Consider the following 22,181-nt stretch of genomic DNA (forward strand, 5'->3'; position numbering starts at 1 on the left):
CGGTGGGAGGGGTCCTGCCGTGCCGGGGGTGCGGCGATACCATCGGTCACCCCCGGCTAGGAGAAGACCATGCGCCGCCTGCCCGCCGCCATCGTGGTGACCACCGTTCTGCTGGCCGGCGTCGGCTGTTCCGGCGACCGGGCCGACGCGCCGACGGCTTCCGGCCGGCCGTCCGGCGTCGCCACCCCCGCCTCCGTGGTCCCGTCGGCCGCGGTGAGCGGCTCCCCGGCCGGCGGCAACGGGCCGCAGGTGTGTGCCGACGCCGAGGCGGCGTCGACCACGGCGGTACGCACCTACGTCGAGGAACTGGGCACGATGATCGCGGCGGTCGGCGCGAACGACAGCGCGGCGGCGGACACCGCCCGCAAGCGGGCCGAGACGGCGCTGACCACCTGGCGGACGGCGCTGCGGCAGCAGTCCGGCCGGGCCACCGATCCGCAGCTGAAGACCCTGCTCACCGACCTGGCCACCGAGATCGGCCGGCTCGGCACCGACGTCGACTCGATCGACGAGACCGAGTTGGACCGGCTCCAGCAGCGGCTGGACCAGCTCTGCGCCCGCTGACCGCGGGCCCGGCCGGGCGGGGGGCCGGTTTGGGCGGCGGGCGGGGGATGGCGTACTCTTTCCTGCGGCGCACTTTGGTGTGCCGAGTTCCCGCGTGCCCGCGCTGCCGGTGTCACAGCTACCCGGCGAGTTGCCATGGGAACGACCGCCAGCAGCCTCAACGACAGGGAGTCCGCCTCCGATGTACGCGATCGTCAAGACCGGCGGCAAGCAGTACAAGGTCGCCGAGGGCGACGTGATCGAGGTCGAGAAGCTCACCGGTGCCCCCGGTGACGCGGTGAAGCTCACCGCGGTGCTCCTCGTCGACGGTGACGACCTGGTGACCGACGCGGCGAAGCTTGCCAAGGTCGCGGTGTCCGGCGAGATCGCCGCGCACACCAAGGGCCCGAAGATCCGGATCCACAAGTTCAAGAACAAGACCGGCTACCACAAGCGCCAGGGTCACCGCCAGCCGCTGACCCAGGTCAAGGTGACCGGCATCTCCAGCGGGAAGTAGGTCGTCGGACAATGGCTCACAAAAAGGGTGCGTCCAGCTCGCGTAACGGTCGTGACTCCGCGGCCCAGCGACTCGGCGTGAAGCGCTTCGGTGGTCAGGTCGTCAGCGCGGGTGAGATCCTCATCCGTCAGCGTGGCACCAAGTTCCACCCCGGTGACCTGGTCGGCCGCGGTGGCGACGACACGCTCTTCGCGCTGGCCGCCGGCTCGGTCCTGTTCGGCACCAAGCGGGGTCGCAAGACCGTCAGCATCGTGCCGCAGTAACACGCAGGCGAAGCGGGCCGTGGACCTGGGGGTCCCGGCCCGCTTCGCCGTTTCAGGTGGGGGAATGCCCCCACCGCCGGGTGCCGGCCGCCGTCGCGGCGGGGCCGGGGGTGTTTTTCAGGTGCGGGGCCGGACCCCGCTGGAAGGATTGGCGTCGTGACGACGTTCGTTGACCGGGTCGTCCTGCACATGCAGGCCGGCGACGGCGGGCACGGCTGTGTCTCCATCCACCGGGAGAAGTTCAAGCCCTTCGGCGGCCCGGACGGGGGCAACGGCGGGCACGGCGGGAGCGTCTCGCTGGTGGTCGACCCGCAGGTCACCACCCTGCTGGACTTCCACTTCCGCCCGCACCTCAAGGCCGAGAACGGCAAGGGCGGCGCGGGGTCGAACCGGGACGGCGCCAACGGCCACGACCTGCTGATCAAGGTGCCGAACGGCACCGTCGTGCAGACCCTCGACGGCACCGTGCTGGCCGACCTGGTCGGCGCGGGCACCACCTTCGAGGCGGCCCGGGGCGGGCGCGGCGGCCGGGGCAACGCCTCGCTGGCCAACGCCCGCCGCAAGGCCCCCGGCTTCGCCGAGTTGGGCGAGCCCGGTGACCGGCTCGACGTGGTGCTGGAACTCAAGAGCGTCGCCGACGTCGGCCTGGTGGGCTTCCCGTCGGCGGGCAAGTCGTCGCTGATCTCGGTGATCTCCGCCGCCAAGCCGAAGATCGCCGACTACCCGTTCACCACCCTCGTGCCCAACCTGGGCGTGGTCCGGGTGGACAACCACACCTTCACCGTCGCCGACGTGCCGGGGCTGATCCCCGGGGCGGCCACCGGCAAGGGGCTGGGCCTGGAGTTCCTGCGCCACGTCGAGCGGTGCGCCGTGCTGGTGCACGTGGTCGACACGGCGACCCTGGAGCCGGGCCGGGACCCGCTTGCCGACATCGACACCATCGAGGCGGAGCTGGCCGAGTACGGCGGGCTGGCCGACCGGCCCCGGCTGGTGGCGCTCAACAAGGTCGACGTGCCGGACGGGCAGGACCTCGCCGACATCGTCCGCCCCGACCTGCAGGCGCGCGGGTTCCGGGTGTTCGACGTCTCCGCGGCCACCCGGGAGGGGCTCAAGGAGCTGACGTACGCGATGGCGGAGCTGGTGGACCAGGCCCGCCGGGCCGCCCCGCCGGCCGAGCCGACCCGGATCGTGATCCGGCCGAAGGCGGTCGACGACGCCGGGTTCACCATCGAGGCGCAGACCGACGGCTCGTTCACGGTGCGGGGTATCCGCCCCGAACGCTGGGTCCGGCAGACGAACTTCGACAACGACGAGGCGGTCGGCTTCCTCGCCGACCGGCTGGCCCGGCTGGGCGTGGAGGAGAAGCTGGCCAAGGCCGGCGCCAACCCCGGTGACCTGGTCCGGATCGGGGAGCGGGAGTTCGACTGGCAGCCGACCCTGTACGCGGGCGTCGACTTCATCCCCGGCAACCGGGGGACCGACGTCCGGCTGGAGGAGAAGTCGACGCGTCCCGGGGCGGCCGAGCGGTTGGCCGCCCGTAAGGCGCGTCGGCAGCGCCCGGAGGACGAACTGGACGCGGCCCCGGAGCCGGCGGACGACGACGAGGACAGCGACGGGGACGAAGAATAGCCCGTTACCGGCCGGGTCCGGGTCGTTTCCTGGAAACCTTCGTGAAACGGACCCGTCCTACCGTGGGATGATGCTGATCGAGTCCCGTCCCGCCACCGACCCGGAGGTCGACGCGCTGGTCGCCGCCCAGCAGCGGGAGCTGCGCGAGGCCGACGGCGGACTGGACGGGCAGGCCACCGTGGTGCACGACGGCATCCGCTACCTGGTGGTGGTCGACGCCGGTCGGGTGGTCGCCTGCGGTGGCGTACAGTCGCTCGACGCCGAGACCGGCGAGCTGAAGCGGATGTACGTCCGGCCGGCGTACCGGGGGCGGGGGATCGCCAGGCAGTTGCTCAGCGCGCTGGAGGAGCTGGCGTTCCAGCGCGGCCACTCGGTGCTCTGCCTGGAGACGGGCAGTTACCTGCCGGCCGCGATCGGCCTCTACACCTCCTGCGGCTACCAACCGATCCCGGTCTACGGCGAGTACGTCGACAACCCGTACAGCGTGTGTTTCGCCAAGCGGCTGCCGGTGGCGGCCTGAGCGGGGCGGGTCAGGGCCGGTCGGCGGGGACGTCCAGCCGGCCGCCGGTGCCGGCGTCGTTGGACAGCAGCAGGCCGACGGCGAGCATGCCGAGGCCGAGCCCCAGGTGCAGCCAGCTGTCCGCGTCGTTGAACGGGACGATGTTGGCCGGGGCGTCCCGGGCGACGGCGAAGCCGTACAGCCAGAGCGCCAGGTAGAGCACCCCGCCGACGGTGAGGTAGAGCCGGGCCCCACCGAGCCGGCGGGCCAGCGCCAGGCCGACCACCCCGAACAGCAGGTGCAGCAGGTTGTGCAGGACCGACACCTGGAACACCCCGAGCAGCTTCGCCCCGGAGTGGTGGCCGGCGAAGGCCAGCCCGTCGTAGCCGGTGGTGACGCCGGGAACGAAGCCGAGGACACCGAGCAGCAGGAAGACCACCGCGACGGCGGCGGCGACCGTCTGCACCCGGGGCTTCGGGGCGGCCGGGGCGGGTCGTCGTACGGCGTGGGCCATCGCTGTCACCTCCACGGGAGCCAACTGCGCGGCACAGTCGGACGATCCTCACATTCTGGGCCGGCCGGCGACCTCCGGCGGCGGAAACGCGAATTGTGTGCCACCCACCGGCATCCGGCGCTGGCCGCCGACGCCGGGCCGGGCCGCGACCCCCGGCTGGGCCGCCGCCGCTGGGAGGCCCGGAACCGACAGTCATCCCGGGCACCCTGTCGGGCGTGCTCGCGGGTCACGTCCGGTCAGCGGCCCCGGGAGGCCGGATCGGCCCGCACCCACCGGATCAGCTCGCCCGGTTCGGCCGGGGCCATCAGGTGCCGCAGCGCCCGCACCGAGTGCGCCGGGCGGCGCACCCGCCGACCGGCGTGACGCACCCCGCCCCGGCCCACCCGACGGGCCACCGCGAGCCACCCGCAGAACCCGCGTTCGAGCAGCCAGAGCGGCGCGGCCAGGGTGGTGCTCGCCGGGAACACCGCCGTGCCGCCGGCCCGTCGCCGACCGATCTCCGCCAGCGCCACCGCCCCGGCCGCCGCACCGGCCACCAGCCCCGGCCGGCGGGCCACCGACGCGGCCACCACGGCAGGCAGCACCGCCAGTGTCACCAGCAGCCGCGCCGGTCGGGCCAGGTCGTCGTACGCCTGGCGGACCCGCTGGCCCCGGAAGCGCGCTGTGGACGGCGGCAGCCGGCGGACGTAGAGCCAGGCGGGACTCGCCTCGGTGCCGCCGTACGCGCGCACCGTGCGGACCAGCTCCAGGTTCTCGAAGAGCACGTCCGGGTCGTAGCCGCCCATCGCCCGGAAGGTGCTGCGCCGCACCGCCAGGGTCCCCGGCCAGTCGACGCCGAACGCCCGGTCGAGCAGGGTCCGGCCGGTGTCCCACCAGGCGTGCCAGGGCAGCGGGTCGAAGTAGTTCTGCGGGCGGACCAGGTCGACGGTGTCCAGCAGGCGGTGCACCACCAGCAGTTCCGCCTCGGCGTACCGGACGTCGTCGTCGGCGATCACCACGTGTTCGTGCCGGGCCGCCGCCACCCCGGTCAGCACCCCGCGTACCTTGCCGTTGAGCCCCTGCACCGCCGGGTCGGGCGGCAGGTGCCGCAGCAGGCCGCGCCAGTGGGCGGCGTGCCCGGCGAACACCTGTGGTGGTGAGCCGTCGACCACTGTCACGTCGACCAGCCGGCACAGCGTGCGCAGGTAGTCGGTCAGCTCGGCCAGGCCGTCGTCGTCGGTCCGGCGCAGCGGCAGGACGTACTCGACGGGGAGCCGGGGCGGGCGCGGCGGCCCGCCCGCCACGGCGGCCGGGCGGAACCCGGCCGGGGCCGGTCGCGCGGACCCGGCGGGGGCGCTCACCGGCGTGCCCCGCGACGTCCGGCGGTCCGCCCGCAGCGGACGGTGGTGGCGGCGTCCCGGCCGGTGCCGGCGCGGCGGTGGATCGTGTCGGGCACGGGTCCTCCCGGTGACGGTGGTCCCCGGACATCCCCCGCCCCCGGCCGGACAAACCGCGCGGCGTCAGGCACCCGCACCCGACCGGTGCCGCCGGGTCCCGTGCGGCGGCCCGGCCCCGGCGGTCAGTTGCTGGGGCGGACGTCGGTGAGCACCAGGCCGCTGGGCGGCAGGGTCGGCACCTGGGACAGGTCCAGGGCCAGGTCCTGCGGCGGCAGCCGGTAGTCCATCGCCCCGGTCAGCAGGCCGACCGCCCGCTTCATCAGCTCGATGGTGATCCATTCCCCGGCGCAGCGGTGGCCGCCCAGGTGGCTGCCCCCGCCCTGCGGCACGAAACCGTACGGGTCGTCGCGCCAGCCGGCGAACCGTTCCGGGCGGAACCGCTCCGGCTCGGACCAGATCCCTGGGTGGTGGTTGGTGCCGTACAGATCGAGCAGCACCCGGCGGTCGGCCGGGAAGTGGTGCCCCTGCCACTCGAAGGAGTCCCGCACCCGGGCGAAGGCGACCGGGAAGAACGGGTAGTAGCGGCGGACCTCCTGGACGAACCACTCGGTCGGCTCGTCGCCGGTGCGCACCCGTTCCCGCCAGTCCGGATGGTCGTGCAGGGCCAGGGCGGCGAACAGGACGTACCTGTCGACGGCCACGGTGGGACGCAGCACGTTGATCAGTTCCACGGCGGCGACCCGGCGGGGGAGCAGCCGCCCCCCGGCGTCGCGGTGCTCGGCGACCACCGCGAGCGCGCTGCCCTCGGGAGCGGCCACGGTGCCGACCCGTACCCGCTCCACCAGGTCGGCGATCCAGCGTTCGGCCCGCAGCCGGCCGTACAACCCCCGCCAGTGCCGGGGGCCGAGCGCGGCCGGTCCGTCGATCATGGCCTGCATCTGGGCGTTACGCCTGCCGACCTCGCTCTCCGGCAGCGGTACGCCCGCCCAGGAGCAGACGGCCCGCAACAGCATCGGACCGATCTCGTCGCGGAGCACCACCGGGCCGGCGGCGCCCCAGGCGGCCAGCCGGACGCGCCACTGGTCGGCGAAGAGCCGGCCGATCCGCTCGACCGCCGAAGGCGTCATGATCGACATGAACATCGCCTTGCGGTCCGCGTGGGCCGCCCCGTCCAACCCCTGCACCCCACCCTGCCCGGTCAGCGTCCGCTGACCCCGCTTGGGAGCGGCACCGGCGCGCCGGAACCGCTGCGGGTCGTAGAACAGTTCCGCCGCGGCCCGCCCGCGCAGGAAGATCGTCGGTTCCAGCAGCAGCCTGGCGGTGAAGATGTCCGTGTCGTAGCGCTCACACCTGTTGCTGATGAACCGGTAGCCCTCGCGGAAGAACGCCAGCGTGCTCTCCAGGCTGCGGTCGGCCGGTGTGGTGGCCATCGGGCTCTCCTGACGCGGTGACGTGGGCGGACCCGGCTGGTCGGCCGTGGGTGGTCTACCCGGGTCCGGGGCCCTGAATCCCGCCGTGCCCCGGACGGTGACCGGATGCCCGCTGGCCCCTCCCGGGCCGCCGCGAACCTGGTTTGCTCGACCCCGGGCCCGCACGGGCGGCCGTGGGGCGTCGACGACGGGGAGGACCGGATGCGGGAGATCACACCGCCGTACTGGCGTCAGCGACAGGTGGTCGATGCGCTCGGCCGGGCCGGCGGGGGCCACCCGCCGGGTCGGCCGCTGCTCGCCAGGCCACGCCGGCCGTCCCGGCGCTTCACCGTGCACCTCGGGTTCACCGCCGACGGGCCGGAACATGCCCGGGAGTTGGCGGTGGCGTACGCGGAGGCGCTGAGCCTGCTCCGTCCGGAGCTGGTGCTGGCCTCGGCCGCGCTGTCCCCGGCCGATGCCTGGCGGGGCGCGGAGCGGCTGTTCTGTTCCGCCGTCGGCCCGGACGGCGACCGCTGCGCCGACGTCGCCGGCCACCCCGGCTTCCACCACGCCCCGGGGCCGGGCGGACTGGGCTGGGGCGAGGGGGACGGGTGAGCCGTCGAGTGGGTGCCACCGCGCCGGCCCGGGGCGGGTCGGGGCGGCGGTCGCCCGATCAGCCGTGCCCCCGGGCGCGGGGCGGGTCGCCGCGTACCGCCCGGGGGCCGCTGCCCGGCCGTCAGTCCAGGTCGAACTCGCCGTCCTGCGCGCCTGCGACGAACGCGTCCCACTCCGCCTGGGTGAACACCAGCACCGGGCCGTCCGGCTCGGCCGAGTTGCGCATCCCGATCAGGTCGTCCACGAAGGCCACCTCGACCGCGCTGTCGGAGGTGTCGCCCTCGGCTCGCTGCCAGACCGCCCGGGACAGGTCGAAGTCGCCCTTGGGGTGCTGACCCATTGTTGATCCTCCATTGCCGCGCGTATCGGGGAGCCCGGCCGGCTCCCCGTCGGGCAGGATAAGCGGATGCCGAGCCTGACCCGTGTAGAGGCGACCGCGCGTCGCGCACTGATCGATGTCGAGTCCTATCAGGTGGACCTCGATCTGACCGGTGGCGAGGAGCGCTTCCGGTCGACGACCACCATCCGGTTCCGGGCCACCGCCGGTGCCGAGACCTTCGTCGAGGTCAAACCCGCGACCCTGGAGACGGTCCGGCTCAACGACCGGGAGCTGGACCCGGGAGCGCTCACCGACGGCCGGTTCCCGCTCACCGGGCTGGCGGCGGAGAACACCCTCACGGTCACCGCCGAGATGGCCTACTCCAACACCGGTGAGGGGATGCACCGGTTCGTCGATCCGGCCGACGGGGCGACGTACCTCTACGCGATGTCGTTCCTGGACGAGGCGCCGCGCATCTTCGCCGCCTTCGACCAGCCCGACCTCAAGGCCCCGGTGGCCCTCACGGTGACCGCCCCGCCACAGTGGACGGTCGCCGGCAACGGCCCGCTCGCCGCCAACCCGGCCCCGGGCCGCTGGGAGTTCGCCCCCACCGCCCCCCTGGCCAGCTACTTCGTCACGCTGATCGCCGGCCCCTGGCACGTCCGGCGGGACAGCCACGACGGCATCCCGCTCGGCGTCTACTGCCGGCAGTCGTTGGCCGCGCACCTCGACGCCGACCTCGACGAGATCCTCACCGTCACCAAGCAGTGCCTGGACCGCTTCCACCAGCTCTTCGCCGAGCCCTACCCGTTCGTCAAGTACGACCAGGCGTTCGTGCCGGAGTTCAACGCCGGGGCGATGGAGAACCCCGGTCTGGTCACCATCCGCGACGACGACGTCTTCCGTTCGGCGGTCACCGACAGCGAACGGGAGCAGCGGGCCACCACCATCGCCCACGAGATGGCCCACATGTGGTTCGGTGACCTGGTCACCATGCGCTGGTGGGACGACCTGTGGCTCAACGAGTCCTTCGCCGAGTACCTGGGCACCCGGGTCACCGCCGAGGCCACCCGGTTCGACCAGGCCTGGACGACGTTCGCGATCCGTCGCAAGGCCTGGGGGTACGCCGCCGACCAGCGCCCGTCCACCCATCCGGTCGCCCCGGACGAGGTCGCCGACGCCGCCCAGGGCCTGCTCAACTTCGACGGCATCTCGTACGCCAAGGGCGCCAGCGTGCTCCGCCAGCTCGTCGCCTGGCTCGGTGACGACGCCTTCCTGGCCGGGCTCAACCGGCACTTCGCCGCCCACCGGTTCGGCAACGCCACCCTGGCCGACCTGCTCGCCAACCTCAGCGCCGCCAGCGGGCGGGACCTCACCGACTGGGCCGCCCGCTGGCTGCGCCAACCGCAGGTCAACACGTTGCGGACGGAGACCTCGGTGGACGCCGACGGCCGGTGGTCCTCGGTGGCGGTGGTGCAGACCGCGCCGTCGGAGCACCCGGTGCTGCGCCCGCACCGGATCGCCGTCGGCCGGTACGCCCCCGACGGCGCGGCCGAGCGGGTCGAGGTCGACCTCGACCCGGCCGCGGACGGCGGGCGCACCGAGCTGCCCGCGCTGACCGGCCGGGTCGCCGGGGGCCTGCTCCTGCCCAACGACGGTGACCTCACCTTCGCCAAGATCCGGCTCGATCCGACATCGGTGGACGCGGTCGGCACGGTGCTGCCCACGCTCACCGACCCGCTGGCCCGCGCGCTGCTCTGGGAGGAGTCGCTGGACGCCGCCACCGACGGCGAACGGCCGGTGTCGGCGGTGGTGGCGCTGCTGACGGCGGCTCTGCCCACCGAGACCGAGGTGGCCGTCGCCGAGAGCGTGCTCGCCCGCAGCCGCAACCTGGTCGACCGCTACCTCGACCCGCTCGCCCGGGACGCCGCGCTGCTGCGCACGGCCGAGGCATGTGCCGCGCTGCTCGCCGCCGCCCCGGCCGGCGGCTCGTTGCAACTGGCCGCCGCCCGGGGGTTGCTCTCCGCCACCGCCGACGCCGACCTGCTCGTCGGGTGGCTCGCCGGCCGTGGCGTGCCCGACGGGCTGGCCGTCGACGCCGAGCTGCGCTGGGCGCTGCTGCACCGGCTGGTGGTGCTGGGTGCGGCCGGTGAGCCCGAGATCGCCGCCGAGGCGTCGGCCGACCGCAGCGCCACCGGTGCCCAGCGGGCGGCCCGGTGCCGGGCGGCCCGGCCGGAGGTGGCCGCGAAGGACGCCGCCTGGGAGATCATCACCCGGGACACCACCTGCTCCAACCGGCTCGTCGAGGCGGCGGCCGAAGGGTTCTGGCAACCCGAGCAGGCCGAGCTGACCGGCACGTACGTCGACAGGTACTTCGCCGAGATGCCGGCGGCGGCGCGGCGGCGTACCGCCTGGGTGGCCGAACGGGTCGCCCGGCTGGCCTTCCCCCGGTACGCCGTGGCCCCGCCCACCCTGGATTCGGCCGCGGCCCTGCTCAGCCGCGACGACCTCACCCCCGGGCTGCGCCGCAGCGTCGTCGACGCCGCCGACGACCTGCGTCGGGCCCTGGTCGCCCGCACGGCGGTCGCCGCTGCCGCCGCCTGACGCTCGGTCCGCGCCGGGCCCCGGCGGGCCCGGCGCGGGGCGGCCTACGATCATGGGGTGGAGGACGACATCCGACGGATCGGCATCATGGGCGGCACCTTCGACCCGATCCATCACGGTCACCTGGTGGCGGCCAGCGAGGTGGCGGACCGGTTCGGCCTGGACGAGGTGGTCTTCGTGCCGACGGGTCAGCCGTGGCAGAAGGCGGACACCCCGGTCAGCCCGGCCGAGGACCGCTACCTGATGACGGTGATCGCCACCGCCTCCAACCCCCGGTTCCAGGTCAGCCGGGTCGACATCGACCGCGGTGGTCCCACCTACACCGTCGACACCCTGCGGGACCTGCACCACGAGTACGGCCCGAAGGCGCAGCTGCACTTCATCACCGGCGCCGACGCGCTGGAGCGGATCCTGTCCTGGAAGGATCTGGACGAGATCTTCGCGCTGGCCCACTTCATCGGGGTGACCCGGCCCGGGTTCGAGCTGACCGACAAGCACCTGCCCGCCGACACGGTCAGCCTGGTGCAGGTGCCCGCGATGGCGATCTCCTCGACCAACTGCCGGGAACGGGTGGGTCGGGGGGAACCGGTCTGGTACCTGGTGCCCGACGGTGTGGTGCAGTACATCGCGAAACGGCGACTCTACCAACGGTGATCATGCCCGGTTGCTCCCACTTCGTGCCGGTAAGCGGCCAGAACTGACAAGTCGTCTCCGCGCCGGGTGTGAGACGCTTGACGGGTCGCACGGTTGATCGAAGGAGAACGGTGACAGTTTCCGAACGCGCTCACGAGCTGGCGATGGCCGCCGCCCAGGCCGCGGCCGACAAGAAGGCGCAGGACATCGTCATCATCGACGTGGGTGACCAGCTCGCCATCACCGACGCGTTCCTGGTGGCCTCGGCACCCAACGAGCGTCAGGTGATGGCCATCGTCGACGCCGTCGAGGAACGTCTGCTGGAGCTGCCCGAGAAGGCCAAGCCGATTCGCCGCGAGGGTGAGCGGGGTGGCCGCTGGGTGCTGCTCGACTACGTCGACATCGTGGTCCACGTCCAGCACACCGAGGAGCGCGAGTTCTACGCTCTCGACCGGCTCTGGAAGGACTGCCCCCAGCTCCCGTTCGTCGACCGCGACCTGGTCGAGGCCGACGCCGCGGGTGCCGCCGCCGAATGACCCGCCTGATCATCTGGCGGCACGGCAACACCGACTGGAACGCCACCGGTCGGGTGCAGGGGCAGACCGACGTACCCCTCAACGACCTCGGCCAGGAGCAGGCCGCCGCCGCCGCCCCGCTGCTCGCGGCGCTGCGCCCGGACGTCGTCGTCGCCTCCGACCTGCGCCGCGCCGCCGACACCGCCGCCGCGCTCACCCGGCTCACCGGCCAGCCGGTACGCCCCGACGCCCGGCTGCGGGAACGGCACTTCGGCCGGTGGCAGGGCCTCGCCCTCACCGACGCCGCCGCCCGGTTCCCCACCGAGCACGCCCGGTGGCGGGCCGGCGACCCGGACCCGGGAGCGGGCATCGAACCCCTCGACGACCTCGGCAAGCGGGTCGGCGAGGCGTTGCTGGCCGCCGCCGAGCTGGCCGACGGGGGCACCGTCGTGGTCGCCACCCACGGTGGCGCGGCCCGACAGGGCGTCGGTCAGCTCCTCGGCTGGGACCACACCGTGCTGCGCAGCATCGGCGCGCTGGCCAACTGCCACTGGACCGAACTGCGCCGCAACGACCTGCGGGGCTGGCACCTGCGCGCGCACAACGTGGGCCCGATCGCTCCGCCCCCGCCACCGGCCGAGCCGGTCTGAGTCGACCGGCCGGCAGCGCCCCGCCCCGGCCGCCCCGCAGCGCGCTGGGCCAGCTGGCCCGCAGCGCGCTGAGCCGGCCGGGCCGGGAGGTCAGTGCCGGCCGGCCAGGGCGGGTGGCCCGGCATCGGCTAGCGTGCCGGGCATGTCCGTCGCGGTCGTCACCGACTCCACCGCCTACCTTCCACCCGGGCCGGTGCGGGCGCACCGGTTGACCGTGGTGCCGCTGACCGTCGTCCTCAACGGCGCGGAAGGGCAGGAGGGGGTGGAGACCCTCCCCGCCGACGCCACCCGGGCCCTCGGTGGCCGGCGGGTCTCGGTGAGCACGTCCCGGCCGTCCCCGGCGCAGTTCGCCGCCACGTACCGGCGGCTGCTGGCCGACGGCGCGGACGGCGTGCTGTCGGTGCACCTGTCGGCCGACCTGTCCGGCACGGTCGACGCGGCCCGGCTCGCCGCCGCCGAGGTCGGCGACCGCGTCGAGGTCGTCGACAGCCGGTCCACAGGCATGGGGCTGGGCTTCCCGGCGCTGGCCGCCGCCGGCGCCGCCGAGGCGGGTGCCGACCTGCCCGGGGTACGCGCGGCGGCGCTGGCCGCCGTCGACCGGACCACCATCTTCTTCTACGTCGACACGCTGGAGTTCCTGCGCCGGGGCGGCCGGATCAACGCGGCGGAGGCGCTGCTCGGCACCGCCCTGTCGGTCAAACCGATCATGCACATACCGGACGGCACGATCGTGGTACGCGACAAGGTGCGTACCGCCAGCCGGGGGATGGCCCGTCTGATCGACCTGGCGGTCGAGGCCGCCGCCGACGCCGAGGTCGACCTCGGCGTGCACCACCTCGCCGCCCCGCACCGGGCCGAGCACCTGGTGCAGGCGCTCACCGCCCGGCTCGGCGACCGCCTGCACGACACGTACGTCTCCGAGGTCGGTGCGGTGGTCGCCGCCCACGCCGGGCCGGGCCTGGCCGGAGTCGTGGTCCACCGTCGTCCGGCCTGAACCGCTCCGGCCGCAGTGTCCGTCGGTCGGGGTCCGCATAGCAGATCCGGCCATGATCAGGCGGTTGTCCACAGCCGCCGTCGCCGTCCACAGCCGACCTCCGCCGGCCGGAACGGGTGCCGCCCACCGGCCTAACCTCGCGCCGTGTCGGAGGACGAGGAAACCAGGGTGCGGGGACGGCTGTACCGGTTGACCGCCGGGGTGGCGGCGGTGGCACGGACGGCGGACCCGCCGCAGCCGCCACCCCGCCCGTACCGGCCGGGGGCGTTGCGCGTACCGGGTGCGGGTGGGACGTCGCCGGAGGCGGGCACGGCCGGGGCGTCGGCCGGCCGCCGTTCCCGGCCGGCCACCGACGCCGGTTTCCGCGACGCTGGCTCCCTCGACCTCGGCGACTACCTCGACGGTGTTCCACCCGGTCCCGGGGCGCATGACGACGGCCCTTCCGACGCCGGTCCACGTCGACATGACGATGACTCTCCCGACGCCGGTCCACGTCGCCACGACGACGGCCCTCGTGACACGGGTGCACGTCGTCGTGCGGTGGACGATCCGGCCGTGTTCCGCCCCGGCGACCTGGACCACCGGCATCCCGCCGACGGTGACGACCCGGCACCGGCCGCCCGGTTGCCCGGTCCCGGTGTCTTCGACCCCGGCCGGCGCGGGGTTCGGGCGCTGGCGGCCGTGGCGGTGGTCGTGGTGCTCGGCGCGGGATTCTGGGCCTGGCGGTCCCGTCCACAGCCGGAACCGGTGCGCCCCGCGGCGACGCTGGCCGGGCCGGAGTCCTCCGGCGGGCCCGCGTCCGGTCCGGCCGTCGCGCCGACCGGCGAGCTGGTGGTGGCGGTGGCCGGGCGGGTCCGCCGGCCCGGTCTGGTCCGGGTGCCGGCCGGGGCGCGGGTCGCCGACGCGGTCGAGGCGGCCGGCGGGGCCCTGCCCGGCACCGACGTGGCACTGCTCAACCCGGCCCGGAAGGTGGCCGACGGGGAGCTGATCCTGGTCGGTGTCACCGCCCCACCCGGCACCGTAGGCTCCGGTGCGGCCCCGGCCGGGCCGGCGGCGGCACCCGGCGGGGCGACATCGGGTGGCCGGGTCAACCTCAACACCGCCACGTTGGCCCAGCTCGACGCGTTGCCCGGGGTCGGTCCGGTGCTCGCCCAACGCATCCTCACCCACCGCGACCAGCACGGCGGCTTCCGCAGCGTGGGCGACCTGCGCCAGGTCGACGGCATCGGCGACGCCCGGTACGAGCAGCTCAAGGACCTGGTGACGGTGTGACCACCGACCGTGCACCCGACCTGCGGCTGGCCGGGCTGGCGGTGGCGGCCTGGTTGGCGGCGCTGTCCTGCCTGCACCTCACCACCCGCCCGGCGGTCCTGCTCGCCGCGAGCGCCGCCGTCCTCGCCGCCCTGCTCACCGCGCACCTGCTCGCGGTGCTGGGCCGCCCGGCCGCCCCGGTCCGCCGGTACGGCTGGATCGCCGTCGCGGTGCTGCTCGGCGTGGTCTGCGGCGGCACCGCCACCGCGGCCCGGCTGCACGTGCGGGACGCCGCACCACTGAGCCCGCTGGTCGACGACCGGGCCCGGGTCACCGTCGACCTGGTGCTCCGCGACGATCCCCGCCCGGTACGCGGGGCACCAGGCCGTCCGGCGACCCTGCTCGTCACCGCGCAGTCGAGCGTCCTCACCGACCCGCAGGGCCACCGCCTCCGGGTTCCGGCACGCCTGCTCGTGCTCGCCACCGACCCGGCCTGGCGGGGTCTGCTGCCGGGGCAGCGGCTGACCGTCCAGGGCAGGCTCGCCGCACCCCGGGGCGGTGACCTCACCGCCGCCGTGCTGACCGTGTCCGGCCCACCGGTCCGGAACGGGTCACCGCCGTGGCTCCAGCGCGCCGCCGGCACCCTGCGGGCCGGTCTGCACCGGGCCTGCGCCCCGCTCCCGCCCGAGCAGGGTGGCCTGCTGCCCGGCCTGGTCGTCGGGGACACCAGCCGGTTGCCGGCCACCGTGGAGGAGGACTTCCGGGCCACCGGGATGACCCACCTCAACGCCGTGTCCGGTGACAACGACTCGTCAACCCTGTAGTGTCCCGAGTCGTGAAAGCCGTCATCTACACGCGGGTCAGCTCCGATCCCCGGGAGACTGGCCGGTCCGTCGAGGACCAAGAGGCCGAATGCCGCCAGCTCTGCGAGCGCCAAGGGTGGACCGTCGACCGGGTGTTCTGCGACAACGACCGCAGCGCCAGCCGGCACAGCAAGCGCCCCAGGCCCGACTACCTCAAGCTGCGCGACTACCTGGCCGAACACCCGGTTGACGTGCTCGTGCTGTGGGAGGGCTCGCGCGCCCAGCGGGACCTGGCGGACTACCTCAAGCTGCGCGACCTCTGCGCCGACCGGGGAATCCTCTACTCCTACTCGGGTCGTACGTACGACCTCAGCCGCACGGACGACCGGTTCAACACCGGCCTCGACGCGCTGCTCGCCGAACGCGAGGCTGACGTCACCCGCGACCGGGTGCTACGCGGCGTCCGCAGCGCCGCCGCCGCCGGCCGCCCCCACGGGAAGCTGCTCTACGGCTACCTGCGCGAGTACGACGAGCGAGGCAACTTCGTCCGCCAGGTCATCAACACCGAGCAGGCCGAGGTCATCCGCGAAGCCGCGCGCCGCGTCGCCGCCGGCGAACCCTGCCGTGCCGTCGCGCTGGACTTCAACGCCCGAGGTATCACCGCACCGCGCGGCGGGCAGTGGGACCTGACCCAGGTTCGCCGAGTAGTCACCAACCCCGCGTACATCGGGCAGCGGGTCCACCGGGGGCAGGTCATCGGCGAAGGGCAGTGGCCGGCAATTCTCGACGAAGCCGACTACATCAACTGCAAGGTGCGGATGGACGACCCCAGGCGTAAGACCGTCCGCGACACCACCGTGAAGCACCTGCTGTCCGGCGCTGCACGGTGCGGCGCCTGCGGATCGCGGATGCGTGTGCAGAAGAACCGGACCCACTTCGCCTACCTGTGCACGCGAGGGTTCTGCGTCTCGGTGAAGACGACCAATCTGGAAGAGTTCGTTGAGGCCATCGTCGTTGAGTGGCTGGCCCGGCCGGACGTCATCAAGGTGCTCGCTGCCCCCCACCAGGACGACGAAGCCAAGCGGGCCGAGGGTGAAGCGGCCGAGATGCGTACTCGCCTGGAGGCGTTCTACGCGGCGTCCGCCGCCGGCAACATCTCACCGGCTGGCCTAGCGAAGATCGAAGCGAGGCTGCTCGGCGAGATCAACGCGGCCGAGCGCCGGGCGTACTCGGCGAGGGTGCCGCAGATCCTCCGCGACGTCGCCCGGCCCGACATCGGCGAGGCCTGGGCGCAGATGCCCGTAGCCCTCCGCCGAGAAGTGGTCGACCTGCTCATGGTGGTCAAGGTGCACCCGACCGGCCGTGGTCAACGCATCTTCCGGCCCGAGCGGGTTGAGATCGAATGGAAGTACTGACCTGACCCACAACTGAATGCGCCCCCGGCGAGGCGATTCCAGCGCCTGCCGGGGACGACTTGATCCGCTCATCCCCCAAGAAGGCGAGCAGACCCATGCAGGATCTTAGGCCCTGCCGTGCCCGCGTATCACCCGGCGCGGCCCTTCCGAGCCGGCGGCAGGAAGCCCCGCCGCCGAGCCTCGGCAATCCAACGGTGGACAGTGGCCACCGGCACCTCGCTCCGCTCAGCGATCACCGCAGCGGGCTTGCCCGAGCTGGCTACCGCCGCCACGTACGCCGCAGCGACCAGACGATAGAACCCGTCCGGGTTCGTCCCGTCCGGGCGGACCAGCTTCGGCAGTTCCTCTGTGCTGAACGGCCGCAGCTGCTCGAAGTAGTCGCGCTTGCGCTTGTTCAGAGCTTCCCGGGTCGGGTCAGCGTTCGGGTCTTCGCTGTCCTGTTGGGCCAGCCAAGTCAGGGCTTCGGGGGTGTTGATCGCGCTCTCAATCCAGCCGATCGGCACCGCCTTCAGCTTTCCGGCGGTAACCCCAGGCGGCCCGCCGCCGGCACTGATGACCAGGTCGGCAATGACCCTGCGGCCCTCCCATTCCCTGGTCTTGGCGATCACCACGAACTTCTCGTCACCGTCGCTCAGGCCGTTCACGCGCACCCAGCCCTGCGAGCCGAACTCCACCCAACGCATGCCGGCCAGCATCGCACCGCGCGACTTCGCCGCGCAAGCAACGCCGGACATGCGCGTAAGTTGAGCTACTTGCGCATACGGGGGCGGACGTGCTTCCCTACAACCGAAGATCAGCGCGGCTTACTCGGTCAAGCCGCGCATCCCCTCGGAGGTATGGACGTGGCGACCACGGACACCCGGCTCTACACCGTCGATCAGGTCTGCGAACTCTTCCAGTGCGGCCGGAGCACGATCTACAAGCTCATGGACTCCGGCGAACTCCAGTCGGTGAAGATCGGTGCGTTGCGCCGCATCCCCCCGGAGGCCGCACGGGCGTACCTCGCCCGACAGCTCGGCGAGGCGGTGACCACCGATGCAGCCTGACTACCCGCACGCCGACTACGTGCGGCGGCTCGTTGATGCCGCCCCGCCGCCGACCGACGCACTGCTGATCCGGTTGGCCGCTCTGCTCCGGCCCGCCGCGCAGGCCGTTACCCGGCCGGCACCCGTCCAGCGACGGGAGGCCGAAGCGGCATGACCACCATGCAGAACGCCCGCCCCCGGGGTGAAGGCCGGGAGGCGGGCGGCGAACAGGTCAGCGGGACCTACGAAGAGAGTACGACGCTCGACGGCGCGCTGGCGATGGTCGACCGTGGCTGCTACATCTTCCCCGTTGACCACCCGGAACTGCCGAAGTGTGCTGGCGTGCGGACCCCCGACCACGACCCCGACGCCTGCACCAAGCGGGGCAAGCACCCGGTCGTGAAGAAGTGGTCGATCGAGTCCAGCTCCAAGGTCGCTGACATCGCAGTCCACTTCGCCGGGGCCACCCGCAACTACGGCATCGACTGCCGGGCGTCCCGCCTGCTCGTCATCGACGAAGACGCCCCGGGGGTCTTCCAGAAGTACGCAGACGAGCACGGCCACACGATCCCGCGCACCTTCACCGTCAGCACCGGCCGGGCCGGCGGCGGCCGACACCTGTACTTCCGGGTGCCGCTGGACAGCCCGTTCACCACCGCCACCGGCAGCCTGCCCAAGGGCATCGACGTGCGAGGCCGCAACGGGTACGTCGTCGGCCCCGGGAGCATCCACGAGACGGGGGCCGTCTACACCCCGGACGACTGGGACGCCCCGTTCGCCGAGCTGCCCGGATGGCTCGCCGACGCCCTCACCGTGAAGACCGCGCCGGCCCTGTCCGCGGCTACCGCCGAACCCCTCGACGGGCCGCTGCCCCGCCGGGTCGCCGAGCTGCTCGACGCCGACCCCGGCGACCGGTCCGAACGGTTCCACCGGATCGTGCGGGAACTCGCCGAGGCCGGATTCACCCAGGGCCAGGCCGTCACGGTCATGGGCCCGTGGTGCGAACGGCACGCCAAGTACGTCGGGCGCGTCGACGCCGAGGTGGCCCGGTCGTGGGGCAAGCCCGGCCGCAAGGCCACCGTGCCCGGCCAGCGTCAGCGGCAACCCGCCGACGATGACCTGTCCGACGCCCGGATGGCCGAGACGGTCAGCGACGGCGTGCTCAGCGCCCGGTTCTGCTGGACGGCTGCGCTCGGCTGGATGGAGTGGGACGGGAAGCAGTGGAGTCGCAGCACCGAGGCTGCCGTCATCGAGGTGGTCCGCCAGTACGTGCTCGACCTGTTCACCAGCGAGGTCCAGGACGGGGCGACCGGCGACCGGCGCAAGATGCTGTCCACCCTGCTCAACAGGGGCCGCATCGGCGCCATCGCCTCGTTGGCGCGCGGCATCCTGCTCCAGGACGCGGCGCACTTCGACCAGCAACCCGACCTGCTCAACACCCCGTCGGGCGTGGTCAACCTGCGCACCAAGGAACTGATGGCGCACGACCCCGCGCTGCTGATGACCAAGATGACCGCCGTCGCCTACCGGCCTGACGCGGTTCACCCTGACTGGAGCACCGCGCTCCAGGCCATCCCTGATGACGTGCGCGACTGGTACCAGGTGCGCCTCGGCCAGGCCGTCACCGGCCACATGACGCCCGACGACGTGCTGGTGGTCAACCAGGGCGGCGGGGAGAACGGCAAGACGACCCTGCTCGGCACCGCCGGCAAGGTGCTCGGCAGCTACTACGTGCTTGTCTCCGACCGGGTGCTGCTCGCCGACGCCGGGTCGCACCCCACCGAGCTGATGGAGCTGCGCGGGGCCCGGCTGGCGCTGATCGAGGAGACGCCCGAGGCGCGGCGGCTGTCCGTCGGCCGGCTCAAGAAGGTCGTCGGCACGCCGGAGATCGAGGCGCGCTACATCCGTCAGGACTCGGTCACGTTCAAGGCGACGCACAGCCTGTTCCTGTCGACGAACTACCGGCCGTTGGTGGAGGAAACCGACCACGGGACGTGGCGGCGGCTGGCGTTGGCGCAGTTCCCGTACCGGTTCGTCAAGCGCGCCGCAGACATCACCGGACCTGACGACCGCCTCGGCGATCCCACGCTGCGCGAGCGCCTGGCGGCCACCGAGGCTGCCCGCGAGGCTGCATTGGCGTGGATGGTCGCCGGGGCGCACCGCTGGTACCAGGCCGGCCGGGTCATGCCGGAGATGCCGCAGCGGGTCGTGGACGCCTCCCGCGCGTGGCGGGCCGAATCCGACCTGGTGCTGGCCTACATCGACGAGCGCCTGGTGCCGGACCGGGACAGTCATGTCATCTCCACCGAACTGCTCGGCGACTTCACGGAGTGGCTGTCCGACCACGGACACCGAGCGTGGTCGGACAAGGTGTTCACGAGCAGGTTCGGCGAGCACGACGAGGTGAAGAAGCACCGGGTCGAGAAGCGCCAGATCACCCACAGGGAGGGGCTGTCCCGCCGTCCGGCGATGCCCGGCTTGGTCCGGCCAGGCCCGTCAAACCGCTACATGGCTTGGTTGGGCGTCCGCTTCACCGTTGGCGGCGACACCGCCACTGAGCAGGCGAAAGCCGTCACCGCAGAGGCGAGTGCAAGGGATGCAAGGCAGATCCCGGTGAACGCAGATTCCTATACGCGCGAGAGTTTCCAGGATTCAGCCTTGCACCCCTTGCAGCATCGACCGACAGCGATGTTCGGCGGGGCTTCCGGCCCCTCCCTGTGGCCGGACGAGGCCCCTCCCTGCCCCGACTGCGGATGGCCGTACGACGCTGCCGCCCACTACCAGAACTGCGAGGCACCCCGATGATCCCAGCGCCCCGAGGGCTCGCCGCCCGGTACAAGCGCGCCAACTCCACCCACCACATCCACCTGCCGCTCGTCGCGTTCGACGACGAGGGCCACCCCCTGGTCGTCAGCGAGAAGACCGGCGCACTCGTACGTGCGGACAGGTCCCGGGACTTCGACGGCGTCGAGCCTTACCCGTACTCCGAGCTTGTCGCCATCGCGCCGGCTGGCGGGTGGCGGGTGGCGTGGAAGACCGCCAGCGGTGGCGAGTGGTCGCAGCCCTTGGTGGGCTGGGGGCTCAAGGCCGACGGCACGGTCGTGCCGCTCGACGCCGACCCGGGCGGCTTCGTCGACGACTTCGGCGACAGCCCCACGCACACGTACCGGATTTACCACCCCGACGCCGACCCGACGCCCGACGCCGAAGGGTCAGCCCGGTGACGCCCGCCCTCGCCCTGGAGGCGTTGATGCTGCACCCCCGGTACGAGGAACTGATGGCGCACGTCCGGGCGCACACCCCCACCGGGCACGTCGACCAGGTCGACGCCGCCGCCGACGACGCCCTACGCCTCATGACCACCGTCGGCCGGGCAGCCTACGACGGCCACCAGCGGCACCACCCGACCACCGCCGACGTGCCCGGGTGGCTGCGCCTCGGACTGCTCGACACCCTCACCGCGTGGGTCGACGGGCAGGCCGTCACCTGCCGGCACCAGCCCACCCCCGACCGGCCGCAGCCCATCGTCGCCGCCGCGTGGCGGCCCCGCCTGGTGGTGTGCTCCCGCTGCGTGCACCTGACCGCGCTCGCCCGGGGCAGCGCCCGGGACCGCACCTGCGACGCCTGCGGCCGGGTGTGCGCCGGGGTGGAGCACGGCGACGGGGTGTACCCGGGCATGGTGCAGCTCGGCCCGCTGGTCTACCAGTACGGCACCTGCGACGGCTGTCGGCCCCCTGCCGTCGACAGCCACCCGGTCACCGCCGGGCGGCCGGTGCCGGGCAGTGGCCGGAGCAAGCCGCGAGGTGCGCGCGGCCGGGGCCGGGGGCGAGGCGCACGCCGGTGAGCATCCTCCGCTGCGTCCTCTGCCCGGCCGCCGCCGGTGACTCTCTCGCCGCCGGGTGGACGACGCGCACCCTCGACGGGCCGGTGGCCTACCGGTCCCGGCTCGGCGGGCCGCTGCCGCCCACCCCCGCCGGCACGCACCACCTGTGCCCGACCTGCACGACGTGGCTGGCCGGGCACCGCGACCGGGCCCTGCCGCCGGCCGTGGTCGACGGGATCACTGCCACGGTCGCCGCCGCCGGCCTGCACCCGGCCACCGCGCGGGTGCTGCGGCGGGAACTGGTGGGGATCGTGCGGCACCTCGCCGAGGCGTTCACCCACACCCGGGGGCCGGGCGAGTGACCGAACGGGAATGGCGACCCCCGGCCGCGTACGTTCACGGCCTCGACGGCCCGACAGTGGTTGTGCCCGGCCGGGTCGCCGCCTGGCTGGAGCGGCACGCGAACCTGCGGCAGGTCCGCACCGCACAGCGCGGTGCCGACCCCGAGGTCGACGCGGTGCTCGTCGCCCTGGCGGTCGCCGCCGCCGCGTGGAGGCAACAGGCCGTCCCCGGTTCCGATCACGGAACTGACCAGCGGAACCGGCCGGAACTCGGGGCATCGTGCGAGCTGTCCACGACGGAAGCGGCTGACCGGATCGGCATCACCGACCGGGGAGTACGCGCCGCCATCGCCGCCGGCAGGCTACCCGCCCACCGCGACGGCGACCGGTGGCGCATCGACCGGGAAGACCTGGAGCACTACCGGGCCGGCCGGGCAGCCTGA

At 73.5% G+C, this 22,181-nt stretch carries 25 protein-coding genes and 1 pseudogene; 21 read left to right on the plus strand and 5 right to left on the minus strand.

All coding sequences use genetic code 11. The annotated features are described in order from the left end of the window. Positions 1–69: 69 nt before the first annotated feature. From ACN267_RS31980 to ACN267_RS32000, 5 genes are all read left to right on the plus strand, one after another. Positions 70–564: a hypothetical protein gene (locus ACN267_RS31980; RefSeq protein WP_421490346.1), complete on the plus strand. Its 495-nt coding sequence runs from the start codon at positions 70–72 to the stop codon at positions 562–564. Between the two features lie 181 nt (positions 565–745). Next, complete coding sequence (rplU, locus tag ACN267_RS31985; protein WP_067312477.1) at positions 746–1,060, plus strand: 50S ribosomal protein L21; 315 nt, start codon at positions 746–748, stop codon at positions 1,058–1,060. 11 nt (positions 1,061–1,071) lie between these two features. Then, complete coding sequence (gene rpmA / locus ACN267_RS31990; protein WP_088647594.1) at positions 1,072–1,323, plus strand: 50S ribosomal protein L27; 252 nt, start codon at positions 1,072–1,074, stop codon at positions 1,321–1,323. A gap of 156 nt (positions 1,324–1,479) precedes the next feature. Continuing rightward, entirely contained in the window at positions 1,480–2,952 is a 1,473-nt protein-coding gene (gene obgE, locus ACN267_RS31995) for a GTPase ObgE (protein ID WP_281894951.1), read from the plus strand. Between the two features lie 70 nt (positions 2,953–3,022). Beyond that, positions 3,023–3,472 carry a GNAT family N-acetyltransferase gene (locus tag ACN267_RS32000; protein WP_204959581.1) on the plus strand — a complete coding sequence of 150 codons (450 nt, stop codon included), beginning with the start codon at positions 3,023–3,025 and terminating at the stop codon, positions 3,470–3,472. A gap of 10 nt (positions 3,473–3,482) precedes the next feature. Here the strand turns inward: ACN267_RS32000 and ACN267_RS32005 are convergent, their stop codons facing one another. The 3 genes from ACN267_RS32005 to ACN267_RS32015 form a co-directional block, all read right to left on the minus strand. Then, positions 3,483–3,965, minus strand: a complete 483-nt coding sequence (locus ACN267_RS32005; protein ID WP_204959580.1) for a DUF4383 domain-containing protein — start codon at positions 3,963–3,965, stop codon at positions 3,483–3,485. A gap of 236 nt (positions 3,966–4,201) precedes the next feature. Beyond that, positions 4,202–5,305 (minus strand): glycosyltransferase, encoded by a 1,104-nt coding sequence (locus tag ACN267_RS32010; protein ID WP_281894955.1) that lies wholly within the window; start codon positions 5,303–5,305, stop codon positions 4,202–4,204. A gap of 218 nt (positions 5,306–5,523) precedes the next feature. Then, positions 5,524–6,771 carry a cytochrome P450 gene (locus ACN267_RS32015; RefSeq protein ID WP_204959579.1) on the minus strand — a complete coding sequence of 416 codons (1,248 nt, stop codon included), beginning with the start codon at positions 6,769–6,771 and terminating at the stop codon, positions 5,524–5,526. Between the two features lie 105 nt (positions 6,772–6,876). Between ACN267_RS32015 and ACN267_RS32020 the strand changes: the two genes are divergently transcribed. Next, positions 6,877–7,365 (plus strand): hypothetical protein, encoded by a 489-nt coding sequence (locus ACN267_RS32020; protein ID WP_421490347.1) that lies wholly within the window; start codon positions 6,877–6,879, stop codon positions 7,363–7,365. A gap of 121 nt (positions 7,366–7,486) precedes the next feature. Here ACN267_RS32020 and ACN267_RS32025 read toward each other — a convergent pair whose 3' ends face one another. Next, positions 7,487–7,705, minus strand: a complete 219-nt coding sequence (locus ACN267_RS32025) for a DUF397 domain-containing protein (protein WP_067312494.1) — start codon at positions 7,703–7,705, stop codon at positions 7,487–7,489. 66 nt (positions 7,706–7,771) lie between these two features. On the opposite strand from ACN267_RS32025, the gene pepN reads away from it, so the two are divergent. The 8 genes and pseudogenes from pepN to ACN267_RS32065 all read left to right on the plus strand — a co-directional run bounded on the left by pepN (position 7,772) and on the right by ACN267_RS32065 (position 16,549). After that, complete coding sequence (gene pepN / locus ACN267_RS32030) at positions 7,772–10,288, plus strand: aminopeptidase N (protein ID WP_421490348.1); 2,517 nt, start codon at positions 7,772–7,774, stop codon at positions 10,286–10,288. Between the two features lie 57 nt (positions 10,289–10,345). Further along, positions 10,346–10,942: a nicotinate-nucleotide adenylyltransferase gene (gene nadD, locus ACN267_RS32035; RefSeq protein ID WP_088644365.1), complete on the plus strand. Its 597-nt coding sequence runs from the start codon at positions 10,346–10,348 to the stop codon at positions 10,940–10,942. Positions 10,943–11,052: 110 nt separating this feature from the next. Then, a complete protein-coding gene (rsfS, locus tag ACN267_RS32040) occupies positions 11,053–11,457 on the plus strand; it encodes a ribosome silencing factor (RefSeq protein ID WP_204926278.1) in 405 nt (134 codons plus the stop codon). Continuing rightward, positions 11,454–12,086 carry a histidine phosphatase family protein gene (locus ACN267_RS32045; protein WP_421490349.1) on the plus strand — a complete coding sequence of 211 codons (633 nt, stop codon included), beginning with the start codon at positions 11,454–11,456 and terminating at the stop codon, positions 12,084–12,086. The genes rsfS and ACN267_RS32045 overlap by 4 nt, the downstream gene beginning before the upstream one ends. A 142-nt stretch (positions 12,087–12,228) precedes the next feature. After that, a complete protein-coding gene (locus ACN267_RS32050) occupies positions 12,229–13,080 on the plus strand; it encodes a DegV family protein (RefSeq protein WP_421490350.1) in 852 nt (283 codons plus the stop codon). Between the two features lie 555 nt (positions 13,081–13,635). Next, on the plus strand, positions 13,636–14,352 hold the full coding sequence (locus ACN267_RS32055) for a helix-hairpin-helix domain-containing protein (RefSeq protein WP_372445999.1): 717 nt from the start codon (positions 13,636–13,638) through the stop codon (positions 14,350–14,352). Beyond that, positions 14,349–15,137: pseudogene (locus ACN267_RS32060) on the plus strand (competence protein ComEC); the annotation flags it as partial. The gene ACN267_RS32055 and the pseudogene ACN267_RS32060, both read left to right, overlap by 4 nt. Before the next feature lie 29 nt (positions 15,138–15,166). Continuing rightward, positions 15,167–16,549 carry a recombinase family protein gene (locus ACN267_RS32065; RefSeq protein WP_421490351.1) on the plus strand — a complete coding sequence of 461 codons (1,383 nt, stop codon included), beginning with the start codon at positions 15,167–15,169 and terminating at the stop codon, positions 16,547–16,549. 128 nt (positions 16,550–16,677) lie between these two features. Here the strand turns inward: ACN267_RS32065 and ACN267_RS32070 are convergent, their stop codons facing one another. Continuing rightward, a complete protein-coding gene (locus ACN267_RS32070; RefSeq protein ID WP_421490352.1) occupies positions 16,678–17,283 on the minus strand; it encodes a hypothetical protein in 606 nt (201 codons plus the stop codon). 108 nt (positions 17,284–17,391) lie between these two features. On the opposite strand from ACN267_RS32070, the gene ACN267_RS32075 reads away from it, so the two are divergent. The 7 genes from ACN267_RS32075 to ACN267_RS32105 are packed head-to-tail and all read left to right on the plus strand — an operon-like array spanning position 17,392 to position 22,181. After that, positions 17,392–17,595 carry a helix-turn-helix domain-containing protein gene (locus ACN267_RS32075; protein WP_421490353.1) on the plus strand — a complete coding sequence of 68 codons (204 nt, stop codon included), beginning with the start codon at positions 17,392–17,394 and terminating at the stop codon, positions 17,593–17,595. Beyond that, positions 17,585–17,749 (plus strand): hypothetical protein, encoded by a 165-nt coding sequence (locus ACN267_RS32080; protein WP_421490354.1) that lies wholly within the window; start codon positions 17,585–17,587, stop codon positions 17,747–17,749. Before ACN267_RS32075 ends, ACN267_RS32080 begins: the two co-directional genes overlap by 11 nt. After that, positions 17,746–20,379, plus strand: a complete 2,634-nt coding sequence (locus ACN267_RS32085) for a phage/plasmid primase, P4 family (RefSeq protein WP_421490355.1) — start codon at positions 17,746–17,748, stop codon at positions 20,377–20,379. The genes ACN267_RS32080 and ACN267_RS32085 overlap by 4 nt, the downstream gene beginning before the upstream one ends. After that, positions 20,376–20,798 (plus strand): hypothetical protein, encoded by a 423-nt coding sequence (locus ACN267_RS32090; RefSeq protein WP_421490356.1) that lies wholly within the window; start codon positions 20,376–20,378, stop codon positions 20,796–20,798. The genes ACN267_RS32085 and ACN267_RS32090 overlap by 4 nt, the downstream gene beginning before the upstream one ends. Then, positions 20,795–21,418: a hypothetical protein gene (locus ACN267_RS32095; RefSeq protein WP_421490357.1), complete on the plus strand. Its 624-nt coding sequence runs from the start codon at positions 20,795–20,797 to the stop codon at positions 21,416–21,418. Before ACN267_RS32090 ends, ACN267_RS32095 begins: the two co-directional genes overlap by 4 nt. Further along, positions 21,415–21,759, plus strand: coding sequence for a hypothetical protein (locus ACN267_RS32100; protein WP_421490358.1), 345 nt, complete (start codon positions 21,415–21,417; stop codon positions 21,757–21,759). The genes ACN267_RS32095 and ACN267_RS32100 overlap by 4 nt, the downstream gene beginning before the upstream one ends. Then, entirely contained in the window at positions 21,756–22,181 is a 426-nt protein-coding gene (locus ACN267_RS32105; RefSeq protein WP_421490359.1) for a helix-turn-helix domain-containing protein, read from the plus strand. The genes ACN267_RS32100 and ACN267_RS32105 overlap by 4 nt, the downstream gene beginning before the upstream one ends.

The organism is Micromonospora sp. WMMD734 (genome assembly GCF_049178975.1).
Classification (GTDB): Bacteria; Actinomycetota; Actinomycetes; order Mycobacteriales; family Micromonosporaceae; genus Micromonospora; species Micromonospora wenchangensis.